17 protein-coding genes are annotated in these 19,856 nt (G+C 70.2%); 10 read left to right on the forward strand and 7 right to left on the reverse strand.

The genetic code is table 11. The features are described 5' to 3' along the window. The first annotated feature begins 3 nt into the window (after positions 1 to 3). From SM116_RS00510 to SM116_RS00520, 3 genes are read left to right on the forward strand one after another with little or no spacing between them, the layout of a single operon-like run. Positions 4 to 1,203 carry a fumarylacetoacetate hydrolase family protein gene (locus SM116_RS00510; protein WP_320942515.1) on the forward strand — a complete coding sequence of 400 codons (1,200 nt, stop codon included), beginning with the start codon at positions 4 to 6 and terminating at the stop codon, positions 1,201 to 1,203. Beyond that, positions 1,203 to 2,711, forward strand: a complete 1,509-nt coding sequence (locus tag SM116_RS00515; protein ID WP_320944213.1) for an aldehyde dehydrogenase (NADP(+)) — start codon at positions 1,203 to 1,205, stop codon at positions 2,709 to 2,711. Before SM116_RS00510 ends, SM116_RS00515 begins: the two co-directional genes overlap by 1 nt. Further along, positions 2,708 to 3,475 carry a FadR/GntR family transcriptional regulator gene (locus SM116_RS00520; protein WP_320942516.1) on the forward strand — a complete coding sequence of 256 codons (768 nt, stop codon included), beginning with the start codon at positions 2,708 to 2,710 and terminating at the stop codon, positions 3,473 to 3,475. Before SM116_RS00515 ends, SM116_RS00520 begins: the two co-directional genes overlap by 4 nt. A 54-nt stretch (positions 3,476 to 3,529) precedes the next feature. On the opposite strand, the gene SM116_RS00525 is transcribed toward SM116_RS00520, so the two are convergent. The 3 genes from SM116_RS00525 to SM116_RS00535 are packed head-to-tail and all read right to left on the reverse strand — an operon-like array spanning position 3,530 to position 6,795. Continuing rightward, positions 3,530 to 4,453, reverse strand: a complete 924-nt coding sequence (locus tag SM116_RS00525; protein ID WP_320942517.1) for a carbohydrate ABC transporter permease — start codon at positions 4,451 to 4,453, stop codon at positions 3,530 to 3,532. 4 nt (positions 4,454 to 4,457) lie between these two features. Continuing rightward, positions 4,458 to 5,384 carry a carbohydrate ABC transporter permease gene (locus tag SM116_RS00530; RefSeq protein WP_320942518.1) on the reverse strand — a complete coding sequence of 309 codons (927 nt, stop codon included), beginning with the start codon at positions 5,382 to 5,384 and terminating at the stop codon, positions 4,458 to 4,460. Positions 5,385 to 5,427: 43 nt separating this feature from the next. Next, positions 5,428 to 6,795, reverse strand: coding sequence for an ABC transporter substrate-binding protein (locus SM116_RS00535; RefSeq protein ID WP_320942519.1), 1,368 nt, complete (start codon positions 6,793 to 6,795; stop codon positions 5,428 to 5,430). A 151-nt stretch (positions 6,796 to 6,946) separates the two neighbouring features. Between SM116_RS00535 and SM116_RS00540 the strand changes: the two genes are divergently transcribed. Next, positions 6,947 to 8,179 carry an FAD-dependent oxidoreductase gene (locus SM116_RS00540; protein ID WP_320942520.1) on the forward strand — a complete coding sequence of 411 codons (1,233 nt, stop codon included), beginning with the start codon at positions 6,947 to 6,949 and terminating at the stop codon, positions 8,177 to 8,179. Between the two features lie 178 nt (positions 8,180 to 8,357). Here SM116_RS00540 and SM116_RS00545 read toward each other — a convergent pair whose 3' ends face one another. Further along, on the reverse strand, positions 8,358 to 9,623 hold the full coding sequence (locus tag SM116_RS00545) for a threonine/serine exporter family protein (protein WP_320942521.1): 1,266 nt from the start codon (positions 9,621 to 9,623) through the stop codon (positions 8,358 to 8,360). A 38-nt stretch (positions 9,624 to 9,661) separates the two neighbouring features. Then, the gene (locus tag SM116_RS00550) at positions 9,662 to 10,804 is read right to left on the reverse strand and encodes a glycosyltransferase family 2 protein (RefSeq protein WP_320942522.1); all 1,143 of its coding nucleotides are present in this window, start codon (positions 10,802 to 10,804) and stop codon (positions 9,662 to 9,664) included. 200 nt (positions 10,805 to 11,004) lie between these two features. Here SM116_RS00550 and SM116_RS00555 point away from each other — a divergent pair, with 200 nt between their 5' ends. From SM116_RS00555 to SM116_RS00580, 6 genes are all read left to right on the forward strand, one after another. Then, positions 11,005 to 11,262, forward strand: a complete 258-nt coding sequence (locus SM116_RS00555; RefSeq protein WP_320942523.1) for a glutaredoxin family protein — start codon at positions 11,005 to 11,007, stop codon at positions 11,260 to 11,262. Positions 11,263 to 11,313: 51 nt separating this feature from the next. Beyond that, on the forward strand, positions 11,314 to 12,174 hold the full coding sequence (kynA, locus tag SM116_RS00560; protein ID WP_320942524.1) for a tryptophan 2,3-dioxygenase: 861 nt from the start codon (positions 11,314 to 11,316) through the stop codon (positions 12,172 to 12,174). Further along, positions 12,171 to 13,139: a hypothetical protein gene (locus SM116_RS00565; protein ID WP_320942525.1), complete on the forward strand. Its 969-nt coding sequence runs from the start codon at positions 12,171 to 12,173 to the stop codon at positions 13,137 to 13,139. The genes kynA and SM116_RS00565 overlap by 4 nt, the downstream gene beginning before the upstream one ends. A gap of 25 nt (positions 13,140 to 13,164) precedes the next feature. Next, entirely contained in the window at positions 13,165 to 14,421 is a 1,257-nt protein-coding gene (locus tag SM116_RS00570) for a kynureninase (RefSeq protein WP_320942526.1), read from the forward strand. Positions 14,422 to 14,521: 100 nt separating this feature from the next. Further along, positions 14,522 to 16,282: an aldehyde dehydrogenase family protein gene (locus SM116_RS00575; RefSeq protein ID WP_320942527.1), complete on the forward strand. Its 1,761-nt coding sequence runs from the start codon at positions 14,522 to 14,524 to the stop codon at positions 16,280 to 16,282. Beyond that, the gene (locus SM116_RS00580; protein ID WP_320942528.1) at positions 16,279 to 17,943 is read left to right on the forward strand and encodes a GMC family oxidoreductase; all 1,665 of its coding nucleotides are present in this window, start codon (positions 16,279 to 16,281) and stop codon (positions 17,941 to 17,943) included. The genes SM116_RS00575 and SM116_RS00580 overlap by 4 nt, the downstream gene beginning before the upstream one ends. Here the strand turns inward: SM116_RS00580 and pip are convergent, their stop codons facing one another. Both pip and ypfJ read right to left on the reverse strand, forming a co-directional pair. After that, on the reverse strand, positions 17,944 to 18,924 hold the full coding sequence (gene pip, locus SM116_RS00585; RefSeq protein ID WP_320942529.1) for a prolyl aminopeptidase: 981 nt from the start codon (positions 18,922 to 18,924) through the stop codon (positions 17,944 to 17,946). Beyond that, on the reverse strand, positions 18,921 to 19,808 hold the full coding sequence (gene ypfJ / locus SM116_RS00590) for a KPN_02809 family neutral zinc metallopeptidase (protein WP_320942530.1): 888 nt from the start codon (positions 19,806 to 19,808) through the stop codon (positions 18,921 to 18,923). The genes pip and ypfJ overlap by 4 nt, the downstream gene beginning before the upstream one ends. Between the last annotated feature and the right edge of the window lie 48 nt (positions 19,809 to 19,856).

Genomic DNA, 19,856 nt, shown 5'->3' on the forward strand with positions numbered 1-19,856 from the left:
CCGATGATCGACCGGTGGCGTGCCCTTGCGGCGCAGGCTCTCCCCGAGGACGCGGCGAGCGCGACGCTCGTCGGACGGGCGTGGTCGCCCGACGCCGGCGGCCCCTGCGTGGTCGTCGTGCGCGGGTCGGCCGTGCACGACGTGAGCCGTGTCTTCCCGACCATGAGCGATCTGACCGAGAGCGACGACCCGGTCGCCGCGCTGCGTGCGGCCGACGGCCCGGCTCTGGGCGATGTCCGTGATCTGCTGGAGAACAGCATCCCCGACACGCGCGATCCCGGAACACCCTGGCTGCTCTCGCCGATCGACCTGCACGTCGTGAAGGCGGCGGGCGTGACGTTCCCGGTATCCATGCTCGAGCGCATCATCGAGGAGCGTGCGCACGGCGACCTCGATCTCGCCGCCGGCATCCGCACGGAGGTGCTGACCGCGCTCGGCGACGAGCTCCAGTCCCTCGTGCCCGGATCGGCCGAGGCCGCGAGGCTGAAGGAGCTGCTGGTGGAGCGCGGCCTGTGGAGCCAGTACCTCGAGGTCGGCATCGGTCCCGACGCCGAGGTCTTCACGAAGGCCCCGGTGCTGTCCACCGTGGGAACCGCGGTGGATGTCGGCATCCGCTCGGATTCGGCGTGGAACAACCCGGAGCCCGAGGTCGTCCTCGTCGTCTCGTCCCGCGGGACGATCGTGGGAGCCGCCCTGGGCAACGACGTCAACCTGCGTGACATCGAGGGCCGCAGCGCCCTCCTGCTCGGGCAGGCGAAGGACAACAATGCGTCCGCCGCGGTCGGCCCGTTCGTGCGGCTCCTCGACGACGCCTTCACCCTCGACCGCCTGCGCGAGGAGACCGTCACGCTGCGGGTGGAGGGAACGGACGGATTCCGGATGGATGCCGCCTCCCCCCTCGCGCTCATCAGCCGCGACCCCGCCGACCTCGTGGCCCAGACCGTCGGTGCCCGGCATCGCTACCCGGACGGGTTCGCCCTCTTCCTCGGCACGATGTTCGCCCCGGTGCAGGATCGCGACGCCGAGGGGCTCGGCTTCACGCATCACCCCGACGACCTCGTGCAGATCGCCTCCGCGGGTCTCGGAACCCTGGTGAACCGGGTCCGGCCGGCCGAGGAGATCGAGCCGTGGACCCTCGGCATCCGCGCCCTGTTCCGCAACCTGGCCGTGCGCGGTCTGCTGGAAGGAGCGAGCCGCCCGTGATGATCCAGACGGTGGACCCGCGCACCGCAGTCGCGAGCGAGACGACCCTCGTCGCGACCGACGACGCCGAGGTGGCGCGCATCGCCGCAGCGGCGGCATCCGCATTCGCCGACATCCGTCGCCGGCCGCGACCCTGGCGCGCCGAGATGCTCCGGTCGATCGCCGACGAGCTGGAGTCCGAGCGCGACGCGCTCGTGCAGACGGCGGTGAGCGAGACCGGGCTGTCCGAGACGCGCCTGGACGGAGAGCTGACGCGCACGGTGTTCCAGTTCCGCCTGTTCGCCGACGCCGTCGACGAGGGCGGCTTCCTCGAGGCGACGGTCGATCACGCCGCACCGACGCCGATGGGTCCGGGTCCCGACATCCGGCGGATGCTCATCCCGATCGGCCCGGTCGCCGTCTTCGGCTCCAGCAACTTCCCGTTCGCCTTCTCCGTCCCGGGCGGTGACACGGCATCGGCCCTCGCAGCCGGCAACCCGGTCGTGCTGAAGGCGCACTCATCCCATCCGCTGACATCCCACCTGGCCTTCACGTGCCTGCGGCGCGGCCTCGAACTCGCCGGCGCGCCCGCCGACACCGTCGGCATCGTCTTCGGGCAGGCCGGGGGCGCCACCCTCGTGACCGATCCGCACATCCGCGCGGTGGGATTCACCGGATCACTGGCGACCGGGCGGATCCTCATGGAGCTCATCGCGGAACGGCCGACTCCGATCCCGTTCTACGGGGAGCTGAGCAGCCTCAACCCGCTCGTCGTCTCGCCGGGCGCCATCGCCGCACGCGGAGACGAGATCGCGGCCGGGCTGTTCGCCTCGGTCACGGGATCGGCGGGTCAGCTGTGCACGAAGCCGGGCATCGCCTTCGTCCCGCGCGAGGCCGACGACTTCGTCGACGACCTGGTGGGGCGCGCGCGGCTCGCCGCACCGCAGACCCTCCTGAACCGGGGCATCCACGCGTCCTTCGGACGCCTCGAAGATGCCCTGGTCCGCGAGGGCGGCGCCCTCGGACGCGTGCGCACCCGCCGGGGCGAGACCGGGTTCACAGCGACCCCGGCCGTTCTCGAGATCGATGCCGCGGCCCTCACCGCCTCCGCGACCGAAGAGGCCTTCGGGCCGCTCATCCTCGTCGTCCGGTATCGGACGACCGACGAGATCATCGCGGCCCTCGATGTCATCCCGGACTCGCTGACCGCCACCCTCCACGCCGAGGACGTCGAGCTTCCCGCGCTCGACGGGCTCATCGCCTCCCTCGGGGCGCGCGTCGGTCGCCTCGTCTTCAACGGCTACCCCACCGGCGTCCGGGTGTCGTGGGGTCAGCATCACGGCGGGCCGTGGCCCGCGACGAACACCCTGCACACCTCGGTCGGCGTGACCGCGATGCGCCGGTTCTTGCGGCCGTTCGCCTGGCAGGATGCGCCCGAGGCGGTGCTCCCGGACGAGCTCCGGGACGACTTCCGCTCCATACCCCGACGCGTGGACGGCATCCTGTCCGTCGCTACACTTGGGCCATGACGCTCGATCGCCCGGACTCGGATGCGGCGTCGAGGGTCTTCGGATCGGCGCCGGCCCGGCCCGCTGCCCGTCTCGGGGTCGCGGTCGTGCACGACATCGTCTCGGTCATCGTCAACGGCGACATCGCCCCCGGCGAGACCCTGCCACCCGAGGAGCGTCTCGCTCAGCAGCTGGGCGTGAGCCGCACCGTGCTGCGCGAATCCGTCAAGCGCGTCGAAGAGAAGGGGCTCGTCGACGTCTCGCCCGGACGCGGCACGACGGTGCTCCCCGCATCCTCGTGGAATGTGCTCGACCCGGTCGTGCTGTCGGTGATGGTCGAGAACGACGACTCGCTCGGCGTGCTGGACGAGCTCGCCGTCGTGCGAGCCTCGCTGGAAGCGGCGATGTCCGCAGAGACCGCGGGCCGGCACACCGACGACGAGCTGGCTCGCGTGGCGGCCGCCCTCCGCCACATGGAGGAGTCGATCGACGATGTGGATGCGTACGCCCAGGCCGATGTCGACTTCCACTTCCTCCTGATGGAGCTCTCCGGCAACCAGCTCGCCCGGAACATCACGCAGATCCTCTTCCAGCGGGCCCGCTCCAGCGAGCGCTTCGTGCAGAACCAGACCGAAGAGGCCTTCCGGCTCACGCTCGATGAGCATCGCAAGGTGTATCAGGCGATCGCCGATCGAGACGCCGACGCGGCCGCGGCGGCGATGCGGACCCACATCATCGATGCATGGCAGCGTCGCAGGCTGCCGACGCGGCGCCACCCGGAGTGACCTGCGGCGTCGCCGATCAGACCCGGCGCGCCCCCGTGCGGATCATCCGCGGGCTCATTCCTTCGTGCCGCCCGCGGTCATCCCGCTCACGAGGAACCGCTGCGAGAACAGGAAGATGATCAGCACCGGCGCCACCGAGACCACGGTGGCCAGCGCGAGCGTCGGCATGTCGATCGTCACGGATCCGGCCGAGGTCGGGTTGAACAGGGGCACGTTGGAGAGCAGCTCCGCGAGCCCGACCTGGATCGGCGCGCGGGGCCCTGGCACCATCACGAACGGCAGGAAGTAGTTGTTCCAGTTGCCGACGATGTTGAAGAAGCCGACCAGGGCGATGACCGGCATGGCCAAGGGCATCGCGACCGACCAGAACACCCGGAACTCTCCCGCGCCGTCGATGCGTGCCGCGTTCAGCAGGTCGTGCGACACGCTGGTGGAGAAGTAGATGTAGGTGAGATAGACCCCGAACGGGAAGAACGAGAACGGCAGGATGACGGCGAGCGGCGTCCCGACGAGGTGGACGGCGCTGAGCTCGAGGAAGATCGGCAGCACCAGCGCGGTGCTCGGGATCAGCATCACGACCAGCGTCACGGCCAGCAGCGTGCGGCGCAGCTTGAAGTCGGTGAGGGCGAGCGCGTACCCGGCCGGGATGCTCACGACCAGGGTGATCACCAGCGCTCCGCCGGTGTAGAGCACCGAATTGCCGATCCACGTCCAGATGATCCCGTCCTGGAAGGTGACGAGGCTCGTCCAGTTCTGCGCCAGAGTGCCGAGGCCGCCGAAGCTGAACGGGTTGTCCACGAGCAGCTGACGGGGGGTCTTCGTGGGCGTCAGCAGGAGCCACACGAGCGGCAGCACGAAGAACGTCACGAAGAAGGCCGCGACCACGACCGCGAGCGCCCTCCCCACCCAGCGGCCGGGCGCGAAGCCTCCACCGCGGACGACGCTGCGCGGCTCGTTGGTCGCGATGTCGCGATCCACCGTGTCAATCACGCTCAAAAAGACCACCCCGGAAGACGAAGAAGGTGGCGAGTCCGAGCGCCACGAGCAGGAGCATGAGCGAGATCGCGGCCGAGCCGTTGAAGTCGTTCTGCTGGAAGGCGTACAGGTAGGCGAGCTGGTTCAGCGAGTAGTCCGGCGGGACGACGCCCTTCGACGCCTGGGACAGCACACGCGGCTCGACGAACAGCTGGGTCCCGGCGGCGAGCGTCATGATCCCCATGTAGGAGATCCACTTCTTCATCAGCGGCAGTTGGATGTGCCACGCCGTCTTGACGGCGCCCGCGCCGTCGATGCGTGCGGCCTCCATCACCTCGACCGGGATGTTGTTGAGCGCACCGAACATGATCACGATCCAGCCGCCGGCACCCGTCCAGAAGGAGATGATCGTGAAGATGACCGGAAGGTTCTGCAGCGAGACGGTCTGGACGAAGGTGTTCAAGCCGAACGCATGCAGAACGCCGGAGACGGGGCTCACCGTCGGGTCGAGCAGGAAGAGCCACAGCATCACGCTGGATGCGCCGGCGAGCGCACCCGGGATGTAGTAGACGAAGCGGACGGATGACGAGAGCCACCGCGTCCCGACCGCGTGCACGATCAGCGCCAGGAGGACGACGAAGACCGTCTGGGCCACGATCCAGATCACGACGTAGGCCGCGACATGCTGCACCGCCGGCCAGAAGCGGTAGTCGCCGAAGACCTTGAGGAAGTTGTCGACGCCGGCGAATCCGCCGTCCTTCGTGAAGGCGAGATAGATCGCGTAGAGCGCGGGCAGCACACCGAACAGGAGCAGCAGGATGCCGTACCCGCTCGAGAACACGGCCCCCAGGGCGGCCTGGGCGCGGGCGGGCTTCTTCCGCGCGGCGGTCTCCCGCCGCCGACTCCGCTGGGAATCGGCGGCGGGAGCCGTCATCGTTTCGACAGTGATGATGCGCACCTTCCGCTGCGGCGAGGGGTCACTTGACCTTGTAGCCCTGCACCTGGGCTTCGTTGTCCATCTCGGTCTTCCACGCGTCGGTCAGATCCGCGACGGTCTTGCCGGCGGCGAGGCCGGGCACGACGACCTTCGCATACGCCGTCTCCGAACTGAAGCTCGGGTATCCCCATCCGCTCCAGGTCTGGCCGGCGGCATCCGTCACGTTCTTCTGGAAGTCGCCGACGAAATAGCCGGCCGCCGCCTGCTTGGCGATCCACTTGGTCGCCGCCGCCGCGTACGCGGGGTATCCGGGAGCCAGGTCGACCTGGTACTCGTCGGCGCTCGTGACGAACTGCAGGAAGGTCTTCACGGCATCCAGGTTCTTCGTGTGACTCGACGCGTACCAGACGCCGCCGCCGACGTTGCCGGTGGCGATCTTGTCGCCCGCCCAGTGCAGCGGGACGCCCGCGCCGAGCTGGCCGGCCGGCACGTTAAGGCTGTCCTTGCTCTGGAACAGGGCACCGGTGTACCAGATGGGACCGGGCATTCCGACGATCTTGTTCTGGTACTTCTTGACGAAGTCGGCGCTGAACACGCTGTCCTGCACGAGGGTGCCGTTCTTCAGCATGTGATCGATCAGATCGGTCATCTTCTTCGACTTCGGGTCGTCGAAGTTGCTCGAGAACGTGGTCTTCGTGGCCTGGAAGATGGGCGCCTGCGCGCCCATGTAGTAGACGTACGTGCCCACGAACGAGTCGCCGACGGAGCCGAGGATGTAACCGGGATGCTCGGCGGCGAGCTTGTCGCTCAGCGACTGGTAGTCCTCCCAGGTCTGCGGGGCGGTGTACCCGAACTGGTCCAGCAGCTTCTGGTCGTACCAGAAGACCACCTGGGCGAGGTCGTTGCGCAGCCCGTACATCGTGCCGTCGATCGTCACCGGGTCCTGAGCCCCCTTGGTGAAGCCGTCGAGGAAGCTCTGGTCGAACCATCCCTTGTTCAGCGGAGCGGCGAACGGCTGCGCGCCGTTGGCGCCCTTGGACGCCCAGGATGCGTCGTTCGTCTGCGTCGACCAGACCACGTCGGGCCAGCCCTGCCCGGACTGGTCGAAGAGGGCGATCTTCGTCTTGAACGAATCGGAACCACCGGCGTTGCCGTCATAGGTCTGCTCGTTGACCTTGATGTCCGGGTACTTCGCCTCGAAAGCCTTCACGGCGGGCTCTCGGGCGGCGTCCACCCACACCGTGATCGCGCTGTTCTTGACCTGCTCGGCGGGGGTGAACCCGAGGCTGCTCGTCGAGGACGAGCCTCCGCCCCCGCTGCACGCGGCCAGCACGAGGGCCGCGGTGGCGGTCACGATGACCGCCGCGGAACGGGAGAGACGGGTGAAGCGACGTTGCTGCGGAGCCATTGCTCGTCCTTTTCTGGTCGACGTCCTTGACGACTCGCGGCCAGGACGGCCGCCGGGATGGTGCCATTAGATCATACATGTGACCTATTAGCAATGACAGCCGACCGGGGAAGCTCGACCCTCCCACATCGGCGGGCGTAACGTCGCATCCATGGATCAGGGACAGGCGGGGACACAGGTGTGCATCGCCGGCGGCGGCCCCGCCGGGATCATGCTCGGGCTCCTCCTCGCGCGCGAGGGGATCGACGTCACGGTGCTCGAGAAGCACGATGACTTCTTCCGCGACTTCCGCGGCGACACCGTGCACCCGTCCACACTGAACCTCATCGACGCCCTCGGGCTCCGCGCCGGGTTCGACGCCATCCCGCACATCCCCCTGCCGAGGCTCGACGCCGTGATCAACGGCATCCGCCTGCACGCGATCGATCTGACCTCCCTCCCGAAGCCGAACAGCTTCCTCACCCTCATGCCGCAGTGGGATCTGCTCGATCTGCTCGCCGAGGCCGGGGCGCAGCATCCTTCGTTCCATCTCCGCATGGGCGTCGAGGCCATCGGCGTCCTCGAGGAGAAGGGCCGCGTCGTCGGCGTCCGCACCGCGGACGGCGAGGACATCCCCGCCGAGCTCACGATCGCGGCGGATGGGCGCGCCTCGACCGTCCGTCGCGCCCTCGGCCTCACCCCGCGAGAGTACGGCGTGCCGATCGACGTGCTGTGGTTCCGCATCCCGCGGCCGTCCGTGCCGCTCCCGGACACCCTCCTGTGGGCGAACGAGGGCGGACTGCTCGTCACGATCCCCCGTCCCGACTACCTGCAATGCGGACTGCTCATCCCGAAGCACGGGTTCGAGGAGGTCAAGGCGGCCGGCGTGGCGGCGTTCCGCTCCCGCGTCGCGGACCTGTCCCCGCGGCTGACCGAGTCGGTGCTGGCCATCGAGAGCATCGACGAGGTCAAGCTGCTCTCGGTGCAGGTCGACCGGCTCGAGCAGTGGTGGCGGCCCGGTGCGCTGTGCATCGGCGATGCCGCGCACGCGATGTCGCCCGTGTTCGGCGTCGGCATCAACTACGCGATCCAGGATGCGGTGGCCGCGGCGCGGCTCGTCATCCCCGCGCTGCGCACCCCGGGCAGCCTCGACCGGGCCGAGGCGATCGACCGCGCGTGCGCGGCGGTCCAGGAGCGGCGCCAGGCACCGACCGCCGCGATGCAGGCGATGCAGCGCCGCGTGCACCAGGCGATCTCGACCCACAGTCTCGCGAAGATCGTCGACAACCCGCCGACCCGCGGCCAGCGGGCCGCGCTGCGGGTGATCCTGCCGATCGTGCGGCGCGTCGCCGCACGGCTGATCGGGTACGGCTTCCGGCCCGAGCGCCTCCGCTCCTCGGCATAGCCTGCCCGGACTCGGCGTCCGGTGCCCTGTCGGCATCCCTCGCCCGGACGGTAATCCGGCGGGAATCGGGGCCCTGCGCACCGAGCGCCCGATTCCCGCCGGATCACCGGATGCGGCAGGACGTTCGCCTCAGCCGGGCGGGGTCCTCGCCGAGCCGAGCCGAGCCGAAGGGCAGGGATCAGACGCGGTGCCGCACGGCCCGGGTCACGTCGACGAGGAGGGCGCCGACCTTCGTGCCGATGCAGAGACTCACGAAGGTCATGGGCGTGGCCGAGAGCGCCTCGGGGTCGAACGACGCCAGCGCGACGAGGCCGACGGTCCCCGGCACGAGCAGGAGGAACGCCGGCTGGAACGACACCGTCGCCGGCACGGCGAGCGTCACCTGCTCGAGCAGACGTGCGGCGACGAACAGGGCCGCTGCGGCGACGCCGGTGGCGACGATGCTGCCGACGAGCGGCGTCGCGAGCGCCAGCACGGCATACGTGCACATCATCACGACGATGTTGACGAGCGTCAGCCGGAACCCGGCGCCGAAGGCCAGCCCGATGCCGATCGCGACGAAGACGACCCCGACCCACGCGAGCCACAGCGGAGGCAGCGCCTCCCACCCGACGCCGGCGGACGTGACCTTTGCGGCCTCGCCGACGAGTGCCGCGGAATCGGGATTCACGCGCAGCCCGGTGAGGGCTGCCCCCGCGATGATCCCGGCGGTCATGAAGCCCAGGATGATGATGCCGTAGACGAGCCGGGCCGACCCGGTGACGATGTCGGCCGCGGTGAGCTCGAGCAGCGCGTTCGTGATGAGCGCGCCGGGCACGATGATCGCGATCGGCGCGCAGACGGCGAAGAGCGGCACGGGGCCGAGGCCCAGCCATCCGGCGCTCAGTCCCACGACGATCGTCGAGACGAAGGTCGCGACGAACGGGATGATCGCCGCCGCCGACGGCACACGGGTCATGAGTCGCGTGATGAGTCCCACGAGCGCACCGACGAGTGTCGCCACCACGATCGCCCACCACGGACAACGGAAGAGCACCGCGAGTCCCGCGGAGATGAGTGCGCTGCCGGCGATCCACTGCAGGGCCGGGTGGTGTCGACGGATACCGCGGATCCGCGTGATGTGCGCGGGCACCTCGTCGAGTGCGAGCGTGCGCTTCTCGAGGCGCTGGGTGAGCAGGCTCGCGTGCGCCGCCTGCCGGAACGACAGCTCCTCGGATCCCGCGTTCGACATCGTCACGGCACCCGGCACGTCGGGCTCGTTCACGATCACGAGCTCGGGCAGCACCGAGAAGGTCGCTCGCGAGCCGGGGGATGCGGCATCCCGCACCTGCTCGAGAGCGGAGCGCACATCGGTGACCGACGTGCCGGCGTCGAGCAGCAGTGCGCCCAGATCGCCGAGCACGTCGTCCGACGCGCGGGCGTCGCTTCTCAGCTCAGAGGGCATGCCCCCATTGTGACGGTGCTACCGCTGCGGATGCGTCTTCAGAGCTCACCGGGCGACATCGCCTGCGAGTCGATCTCGTCCATCAGCTCGCGAGCTGCGCTCCGTGCGCCGACGCGGCGGGGTGCGTACACGACGAGAGAGTGGAAGAGGAAGCGGACGACGAACGCGACGACGAGAGTGATCGCGGTGGCGATGACGGCCGAGATATGCCAGCCGGCGACCATGGCGGCCATGATCGGGATGCGGATCGCGGCCTCGACGTTGTTGAAGCCGAAGGACTTCGCGAACCGTGACCAGACGCCGCTGGCGTCCTCCCGCATGTCCTGGAACACGAAGCGCTCCTGCAGGAGGAAGTTGCCGATGATCGTGACCTCGGCCGCGATGATCGCGGCCCAGACCGAGCCGACGCCCATGTGGATGAGCACCCACAGGATCGCGAGGTTCGCCACGGCGCCCAGGATGCCGATGAACGCGAACAGCGACATCTTGCCGAAGCGCAGCATCGTCAGCTGCATGAGGAAGTGGAGGCCCTGCTGGAAGGAGGCCTTCGACTCCCCCGCATGGCGGTCGGCGAACCGGAAGGGGACCTCGGCGACGCGCAAGGGCTTCCGCGCGAGGATCTCGAGGAGGATCTTGAAGCCGCGCGGCTTCAGCCCGTCGAGGTCGATCGCGGTGCGGTCGACCAGGAAGAACCCGGTCATCGGGTCGGAGACGTCCTTCAGGCGGATGGGGAACATCGCCTTCGTCACCGCGGTGGATGCGCGCGAGACGAGCACCCGACCGCGGTCGGCCAGACCGTCCGCCGTGCCCTCGCCCGCGTATCGGGAGGCGACCACGAGGTCCACATCGCCGCGGCGGAACCGGTGCACGAGCAGCGGGATCTCCTCCGGTGGGTGCTGCAGGTCGCCGTCCATGACGACGCAGACATCCGATGCTGCCGCCCGCAGCCCCTCGACGACCGCTCCGCCGAGTCCGCCCGTCGCGTGCTCGCGATGGATCAGCCGGACCGGGAGGGATGCGGATGCGGCGACCTCCCGAATCGTCTCGGGAGTCGCATCCGTGCTGTCGTCGACGAAGAGGATCTCGGTGTCCGCGGCATCCACCGTCCGAGAGATCCGGCGCACCAGCTCTGCCACGTTCGGCGCCTCGTTGTAGGTCGGCACGATGATGGTGAGGTTCATCGGGGATCTTCCGGATCGGCGGAGCCCGAAGCTGGTGCTGGGGACTAGGACCATGGTTCCATGCCTGCTGCGGCGGAGCGAAGCCCGGGTCAAGACCCACACTGACCCCACAGGCTTTACCGAGGGAGGACTTAAGACCCGTTTCCGGGCCCTGACGGCGCCCAGCGCCCGCCCAGCGGGGCCCCCGTAGGGTGGAAGGCATGACGACCTCCTCCACCATCACCATGTACGGCGCCGACTGGTGCCGCGACTGCATCCGCACGAAGAAGCAGCTCGACGAGCTCGGTGTGGAGTACCGCTACGTGGACCTGGTGGCCGACCCCGCCGCTGCGGATGTCGCCCGCGACATCTCCGGCCGCACGAACATCCCCGTGGTCGTCTACCCGGACTCGACGCACCACGTCGAGCCGTCGAACGCCGACGTGGAGTCGAAGCTGCGCGAACTCGCGCTCCTCTGAGGACCGACACGCCTCTGACGAAGGGCGCGGGGGCCTCACTAGGCTGAGGCCGTGGACGACGGAGTCGAGCGCAACACCAGGACGATCGAGCAGGCGGTCGTCACCGACTTCTCCGACCGGATGAGCTACGGCGGGTATCTCGAGCTGTCGACGCTGCTGTCCGCGCAGCATCCGCTCAGCGATCCCGAGCACCCGGACGAGCTGCTGTTCATCATCCAGCACCAGACCACGGAGCTGTGGCTGAAGCTCGTGCTGCACGAGCTCGAGGCCGCGAGCGCCCACCTGCGCGCCGACGAACTCGCCCCGGCCCTGAAGTGCATCGCGCGGGTCAAGCACATCCAGAAGACGCTGACCGAGCAGTGGTCCGTGCTCGCGACGCTGACCCCGACCGAGTACGCGCAGTTCCGCGGCGTGCTGGGCAACGCGAGCGGATTCCAGTCCGCCCAGTACCGCGCGGTCGAGTTCCGTCTCGGCAACAAGAACGCGGGGATGCTGCGGGTCTTCGCGAACGATCCGGCCAGCCTCGCGATCATCCAGTCCGCGCTCGAGGCTCCGAGCCTCTACGACGAGTTCCTGCGGCTGCTCGCCCGCGCCGGCTACGACGTGCCCGCCGAGGTGCTGGACCGCGACGTCACGCAGGCATGGGTGCTCCAGCCCGCTCTCGTCGACCTCTTCGCCCGGATCTACGCCGATCCGACGGAGAACTGGGCCGCGTACGAGACGTGCGAGGAGCTCGTCGACCTGGAGGACAACTTCCAGCTGTGGCGCTTCCGCCACCTGAAGACCGTCGAGCGGATCATCGGCTTCAAACGGGGCACGGGCGGATCGAGCGGCGTTCCCTTCCTGCAGCGTGCCCTGAGCCTCACCTTCTTCCCGGAGCTGTACGCGGTCCGGACGGAGATCGGAGCATGACCGACCTCGACGCCCTGCAGGAGCTGCTCGGACCCCGCGCGTACCCGGCGCATCTCGCGATCGACGGTACGCACGGAACGGCACTGCCTCCGCTGGCGGACCACCACGTCCACCTGCACTTGATCGATGAGAGCGCGCTGGCCCCGCACGGCATCGCGGCGGTCGTCGACCTCGGCGGCAACCCCGTGGCACTCGCCCACCGCCTGTCGTCCATTCCCCGCGTGGCATACGCCGGCGCGTTCCTCACGGCACCCGGCGGCTATCCGTCCGGGCGGCCCTGGGCGCCCGACGGCATCTGGCGCGACGTGCGTTCCGCCTCGCAGGCCGCCGGCGCCCCCGGCGGCGCGGCCACGCTCGTCGACGAGCAGGCGGAGTTCGGCGCATCCGTCGTCAAGGTGTCGCTCAATGCGGCCGCGGGGCCCGTCCTGGATGCCGAAGTCCTGACGGCGATCATCGCGCGGGCGCACGAGCGGGGCCTGCCGGTCGTCGCCCATGTCGAGGGACAGGGCATGGCGCGGCTCGCGATCGAGCACGGCGTCGATGCGCTCGCGCACGCGCCCTTCTCCGAGCCGGTGGACCACGACCTCATCGTCCGCGCGGTGTCCACGCGTCAGCGCTGGATCTCGACGCTCGACATCCATGAGGGCGACGATCGCGCGCGCGCCGCAGCCAATCTCGCGGCGTTCGCGGATGCCGGCGGCACCGTCCTCTACGGCACCGACCTCGGCAACGGCGACCGGGCGCCCGGAGTGAGCGCCGGCGAGCTTCGCGCCCTCCATGATGCGGGCATCCGCGGTCCCGAGCTCATCGGCACTCTGACCGATCCGTGGCCGGCGCAGGAGCCCCCGCACGGGGTCGCCACGTTCGTCCCCGGTCCGCCGCCGGACAGCGCCGAGGACATCCCGGAGTGGCTCGCGACGGCACGGGTCGTGCCGCGCGAAGAGCTTCCGCCCGACCAGCACTGATCCCACCGACACCCGAGGAGCCGCGATGACGGACCTTGATCCCACGATGGCCCTCGAGGCCAGGGTTCTCGACGACGCAGACCCGCTGCGCGGCCGCCGCGACGCGTTCATCGGCGCAGAGTCCCCCCTCGTCTACTTCGACGGCAACTCGCTCGGCCGGCCGCTGCGGGCGACCGCGGAACGACTCGAGCGCTTCGTCCGCGAGGAGTGGGCCGGGCGGCTCATCCGCGGGTGGGACGAATCGTGGATGCAGCTGCCCTTCGAGATCGGCGACACGGTCGGCCGCGTCGCGATCGGGGCGCGCGCGGGCCAGACGGTCATCGGCGACTCGACGACCGTGCTCCTCTACAAGCTGGTGCGAGCCGCCTTCGACGCCCGGCGCGCGGACGACGCCGCGCGCGTGGAGATCGTCGTCGACCGCGACAACTTCCCGACCGACCGCTACCTCATCGAGGGGATCGCCGCCGAGCGCGGCGGGCGGGTGCGCTGGATCGAGGTCGACCGGGCGTCGGGCGTGACCGAGGACGCGCTGCGCGACGCCGTGGGACCGCAGACGGCGGTGGTCGTCCTGAGCCACGTCGCGTACCGGTCGGGATATCTGGCGGATGCGGCGTCCCTCACCGCGATCGCCCACGACGCAGGCGCGCTCATCCTGTGGGATCTCTGCCACTCCGCCGGGTCGGTGCCGGTCGAGGCGGACGCCTGGGGGTTCGACCTCGCCGTCGGCTGCACGTACAAGTACCTCAACGGAGGGCCGGGCTCCCCCGCGTTCGCCTACGTCGCGCACCGGCACCAGGCATCCCTCACCCAGCCGATCCAGGGATGGATGGGCTCCGCCGACGTCTTCGCCATGGGCCCGCACTACGTGCCGGCGGACGGGATGCGCCGCTTCATCTCCGGCACACCGCCCATCACCGGGATGCTCGGCATCCAGGACACGCTCGCCCTCATCGACGAGGTGGGAATCCACGCGATCCGCGAGAAGTCCATCGCCCTGACCGAGTTCGCAATCGCCGTCGCCGATCGCGACCTCGCGCCGCTCGGCGTCACGATCGCGTCCCCCCGGCACGCGGAGCGCCGCGGCGGGCACGTCACCCTCGCCCATCCGCTCATGCGGGAGGCGACGGCACGGCTGTGGGAGCAGGACGTCATCCCCGACTACCGCGACCCGCACGGCCTGCGGATCGGGCTCTCACCGCTGTCGACGAGCTTCGCCGAGACGGAGGCGGGTCTCATCCGCGTCGGCGAGGTGCTGCGCGGGTTGGGTGCCGACGGGCCATGACGGGACCGCGTCCCAGCGAATGCGGCATCGAGTCCCATTCTCTTCGCAGGGACGCCGACGTAGGCTGAGGTGTGTTCCACGCCCGAAGGAGAGCGTTCACGTGAGCCCTGCCAAGACCACTCCGAAGCCCGCCGAGCTCGCCGCCGAGGTCCGCGTGCCGCTCGACGCGGCGATCGCCGACCTCCAGGACGGCACCCGCACCTGGGCCGCCCTCACCATCGACCAGCGCGCCCGCCTGCTCGACCGCGTGCGCGCCGCCGTGGTCGCCAGCGCGGACGAGTGGGCGGACGCCGCCGCCCTGTCGAAAGGCCTCGAGCCCGGGCACCCGTTGCGCGGCGAGGAGTGGATGTCGGGGCCCTATGCCGCCCTCGGCGGCCTGGACGGCTACATCTCGTCACTGAAGGCCCTCGCCCGCGGCACGAGCCCGCTCGAGGGCGTCAGGATCTCCGAGGCCCACGGCGGCCGCGTGCGCATCGAGGCGTTCCCGGCCTCCGGCATGGACCGCGTGCTTCTCTCGGGCTTCACCGGCGAGCTGTGGCTCGAGCCGGGCGTGACCGCCGCCCAGGCACGTTCGGAGGCGGGCCTCGGCCACCTCCGCGCGACCGAGAACACCGGGGTGGGACTCGTCCTCGGCGCGGGCAACATCACCTCGATCCCGTTCCTCGACGTGCTGTACGAGCTCATCGCCGAGAACCGCGTGTCGATCCTCAAGGTCAACCCCACGCAGGATGCCGTGCTCCCGGTCTTCGAGCGCGCGCTCGCCCCGCTCATCGAACTCGGACTGCTGCGCATCGTGCAGGGCGGGGGCGATGTCGGCGCCTACCTGGCGCAGCATCCCTCGATCGCCCACGTGCACATCACGGGCTCGGCGCTCACGTTCGACGCGATCGTCTGGGGCGCGGGTGCCGAGGCCGAGAGGCGCCGCGCGGCCGACGACCCGAAGCTCGCCGTTCCGATCACCGCGGAACTGGGCGGCGTCTCGCCGATCATCGTGGTTCCGGGTACCTGGACCGATGCGGACCTCAAGTACCAGGCCGAGCACGTCGTGACCATGCGCCTGCACAACAGCGGCCACAACTGCATCGCCGGGCAGGTCGTCGTGCTCTCGAGCGACTGGCCGCAGCGCGACGCGTTCATCGCCGCCCTGGAGACCGCACTGCACGCGGCGCCGGAGAGGCCGGTGTGGTATCCCCGCAGCGAGGAGAAGCTGGATGCCGCCGCCGCGGGCTATCCGGACGCGCGGTGGAACGCGGACCGAACGCGGGCCATCGTCGACCTCACAGCGGGCGGCGACGCCACGGCTCTCCAGACGACGGAGTACTTCTCCCCCGTCCTCGGCGTCGTGCAGGTGCCCGGTACCGGGCAGGAGTTCCTCGACAACGCGGTCGCCTACGCGAACGACAACCTCGTCGGCACGCTCGGCGCGAACGTGCTCATCGACCCGGCGACCGAGGCCCTCCTCGGGGCGGGTTTCGAGCGTGCGATCGCCGACCTCCGCTACGGCGGGATCGCCATCAACACGTGGACAGGGGTGGTCTTCGCCACACCGATCCTCTCGTGGGGCGCCTTCCCGGGCGGCACGCTGCAGGATGTGCAGAGCGGCCTCGGCGTCGTCCACAACACGCTGCTGATCGACCGCGTCGAGCGTTCCATCCTGCGCGGACCGTTCCGGCCGTTCCCCCGGGCCGTCGGCGATGTCGTGCGGTCCCTGAGCCTGTCGAAGGGCACGGTGCTGCCCAAGCCGCCGTGGTTCGTCGACGCGAAGACGGGCGCCTCGGTCGGCGAGGGCCTGACCCGGTGGCACATGACCCACAGCGTCCCGCGGCTGGTCGCCACCCTGACCCAGGCCATGCGCTCGTGAGCGCCGACCTCGCCGCGGACTACATCGTCGTCGGCGCCGGCTCAGCGGGCGCGGCACTCGCAGCGCGCCTGAGCGAGGACGAGAAGGTCTCGGTGCTGCTGCTCGAGGCGGGTGGTCCCGACTCCGCCATGGAGCTGCACGTCCCCGCGGCGTTCTCGAAGCTCTTCCGCGGCGTCTACGACTGGAACTACGACACCGTTCCGCAGCCGCACCTCGAGGACCGCACGATCTTCTGGCCGCGCGGCAAGACCCTCGGCGGATCGTCGTCGCTCAACGCGATGATGTGGGTGCGCGGGTTCGCGGCGGACTACGACGAGTGGGCGCAGACGGCCGGAGACGGCTGGTCGTGGGACGCCCTCGTCCCCTATTTCCGCGCCGTCGAGCGCACGCAGGATCCGGCGGACGCGACGCAGGGCATCGACGGCCCGCAGGCGGTCGAGCACCAGCGCGACCCGCGGCCGCACACCGCGGCGTTCCTCCGCGCCGCCGCCGAGGCCGGCTATCCCGTCACCGCGCCGAACCTGCCCGCGGCGCAGGGTTTCTCGCAGACCATGGTGAGCGAGCACCGCGGGGGGCGCGCATCCACCGCCGACTCGTATCTGAAGCCGGCGAAGGGCCGCCGCAACCTGAGGATCGTCACGAACGCGCTCGTGCGGAGGGTGACATTCGTCCCCACGCCCACTCCACCCGTCGCTGACGCGCCGCGCGGAGCCTCCGGGCGCGTGGGCCCGGGAACCCGCGCGACCGGCGTGTACGTCGAGATCGACGGCATCACGCGGCAGGCGACGGCCCACCGCGAAGTCATCCTCTGCGGCGGCGCGGTCAACACACCCCAGCTGCTCATGCTCAGCGGCATCGGGCCGGCCGGTCACCTCGCTGAGCACGGCATCCCGGTCGTCGTCGACGCCCCCGAGGTCGGCGCCAACCTGCAGGACCACCTCGTCGCCGGACTCGCACCGGGCGCCAAGGGCGGCACCCTCTACACCGCCGAGAAGGCGGGGCAGCTCGTGAACTACCTCACGCGACGCAAGGGGATGCTGACCTCCAACGTCGGCGAGGCGTACGGGTTCGTGCGCACGTCGGTGGCCGACGAGCTCGGCATGGGTGAGGGCCTGCCCGACATCGAGATCATCTTCGCGCCGGTACCGTACGTGGGCGAGGGCCTCGTGCCGACGCCCGCCGAGGGCATCACGGTCGGTGCGATCCTGCTGCGGCCGGTGAGCCGCGGAACGATCCGCCTCGCGTCGGCCGACCCGCGCGACAAGCCGCTCATCGACCCGGCGTACCTCTCCGACGAGGAGGGGAGGGATGCCGCGGCCCTCGCCGAGGGCCTCCACGTGTGCGAGCGGCTGCTGGCGACGGATGCGCTCGCGGAACTCACGACGGGCGACTGGGTGCAGCCGGTCGGCGGCGAGTCGATGAGCGCCCAGGAGCGCGTCGAGCTGTCGATGCGCCGCTACTCGCACACCCTGTACCACCCGGTGGGCACGGTGCGGATGGGGATGGATGCCGCGGCCCCGGTCGACCCCGAGCTGCGGGTGCGCGGGGTGGAGGGACTGCGCGTGGCGGACGCGTCCGTCATGCCGACGGTCATCCGCGGGCATACCAACGCTCCCGCGATCGTCATCGGTGTGAAGGCCGCGGACCTCATCCGCGGCTGACTACTCGGCGAAGCGATCGGTCGCGGCGCGCAGCGCCGCCGCGATGCCGGGTTCGGATGCGGCGTGCCCCGCATCCGGAACCACGACGTACTCCGCCTCCGGCCACGCCTGGTGCAGGTCCCACGCGGTCATGATCGGCGTGCAGACGTCGTAGCGCCCCTGGACGATCACCGCCGGGATGTCGCGGATCTTGTCGACCTGGGCGATGAGCTGCCCCTCGTCGAAGAAGCCGCCGTGCATGAAGTAGTGGTTCTCGATGCGGGCGAAGGCGGTCGCGACCGACGGCTCGGTCATCGCCGCGACGAGGTCGGCATCCGGCAGGAGCGTGAGGGTCGAGGCCTCCCAGCCCGACCACGCGATCGCTGCCGGCACGTGGATCGCCGGGTCGGGATCAGTGAGCCGACGGTGGTAGGCCTCGATGAGCCGCGCGCGCTCGAGCAGCGCGATCGGCGCGAGGAACTTCTCCCACTCGTCGGGGAAGATCGCGCTCGCGCCGCCCTCGTAGAACCACTCGAGCTCGTGCGCGCGCAGCGTGAAGACGCCCCGGAGCACGATCTCGCTGACCACCTCGGGGTAGGCCTCGGAGTAGGCGAGCGCGAGGGCGCTCCCCCACGACCCGCCGAACACCTGCCACCGCTGGATGCCGAGGTTCTTGCGCAGCAGCTCCATGTCTGCGACCAGGTGCCACGTCGTGTTGTGCTTGAGGTCCGCATCGGGCGCGCTCGCGCTCGGCGTGCTGCGCCCGCATCCCCGCTGATCGAACAGGATGATGCGGTACTTCCGCGGATCGAAGAACCGGCGGTGCCACGGCGAGGTGCCGCCACCCGGGCCGCCGTGCAGGAACACGACCGGCTTGCCCTCGGGATTGCCGCTCTGCTCCCAGTACACGCGGTTGCCCTCGCCGGCCAGCAGCATGCCGGTCTCGTACGGCTCGGTCGGCGGATAGAGGATGTCGTCGAGGTGAGCGGGACCGTTGGTCACAGCGACCTCCCCGACACGGAGAAGGTGTCGCACGCGCCGGGCCCGCCCTGCATCCCCGTCTCGAACCAGTGCTCGCGCTGCGCGCTGGAGCCGTGGGTCCAGGTCTCCGAGTTCACCGGCACGCCGGACTCCTTCTGGATGTGGTCGTCGCCGACCGCCTGAGCCGCGTTGATCGCGTCCGCGATCTGCGCGTTCGTCGGCGGCTGGAGGTACGGGACTCCCTTCTGGTCCTTCTGCGTGGCCATGTCGGCGATGAAGGCGCCGGCGAAGCAGTCGGCCTGCAGCTCGGTGCGCACGCCGTTGCTCGTGGGACCGGTGCCGTTCGCCGGGTGGTCCTGCGTGATGCCGGTGATCTGCTGCACGTGGTGGCCGTACTCGTGCGCGATGACGTACAACTGCGCCAGGCTGCCTGCCGTGGCGCCGAACTGGGCGTGCAGCAGGTCGAAGAAGGTCGGGTCGATGTATACCGTCTCATCCGGCGGGCAGTAGAACGGCCCGGTGGCGTTCGACGCCGTGCCGCACTGCGTCGGGGTGGAGCGGTCGACGATCACGAGCTGAGGTCCCCGGTAGCCGTCGATCCGCTGCCCCCAGTACTGGTCCAGGACGAGGGAGGTCGCGGCGAGCCGGCAGCTGCTGTCGCGGTTCGCGTCGGCGCCGGTCTGGCAGTTCTGGACGGCCGCGCCGTCGGTGGTGCCGCCTCCGACCGCCTGACCGGGGGCGCTGAGCGCTCCGCCGAGCAGGCCGGTCACGTCCTGCCCGGTGAACAGGGACAGCAGCAGGACGGCCAGGGCGCCGAGACCCGTGATACCGCCTCCGACGGCGATTCCGGCCCCGCGACGACGGGCGCTGTTCCCCCCGACGTTCGCATTGTCGTTGAACGTCATGCCTTTCACGCTACCCCGCACAGCCCGAACGGCCGGGCATTTCCGGTC

Source organism: Microbacterium rhizosphaerae (assembly GCF_034120055.1).
Classification (GTDB): domain Bacteria; phylum Actinomycetota; class Actinomycetes; order Actinomycetales; family Microbacteriaceae; genus Microbacterium; species Microbacterium rhizosphaerae.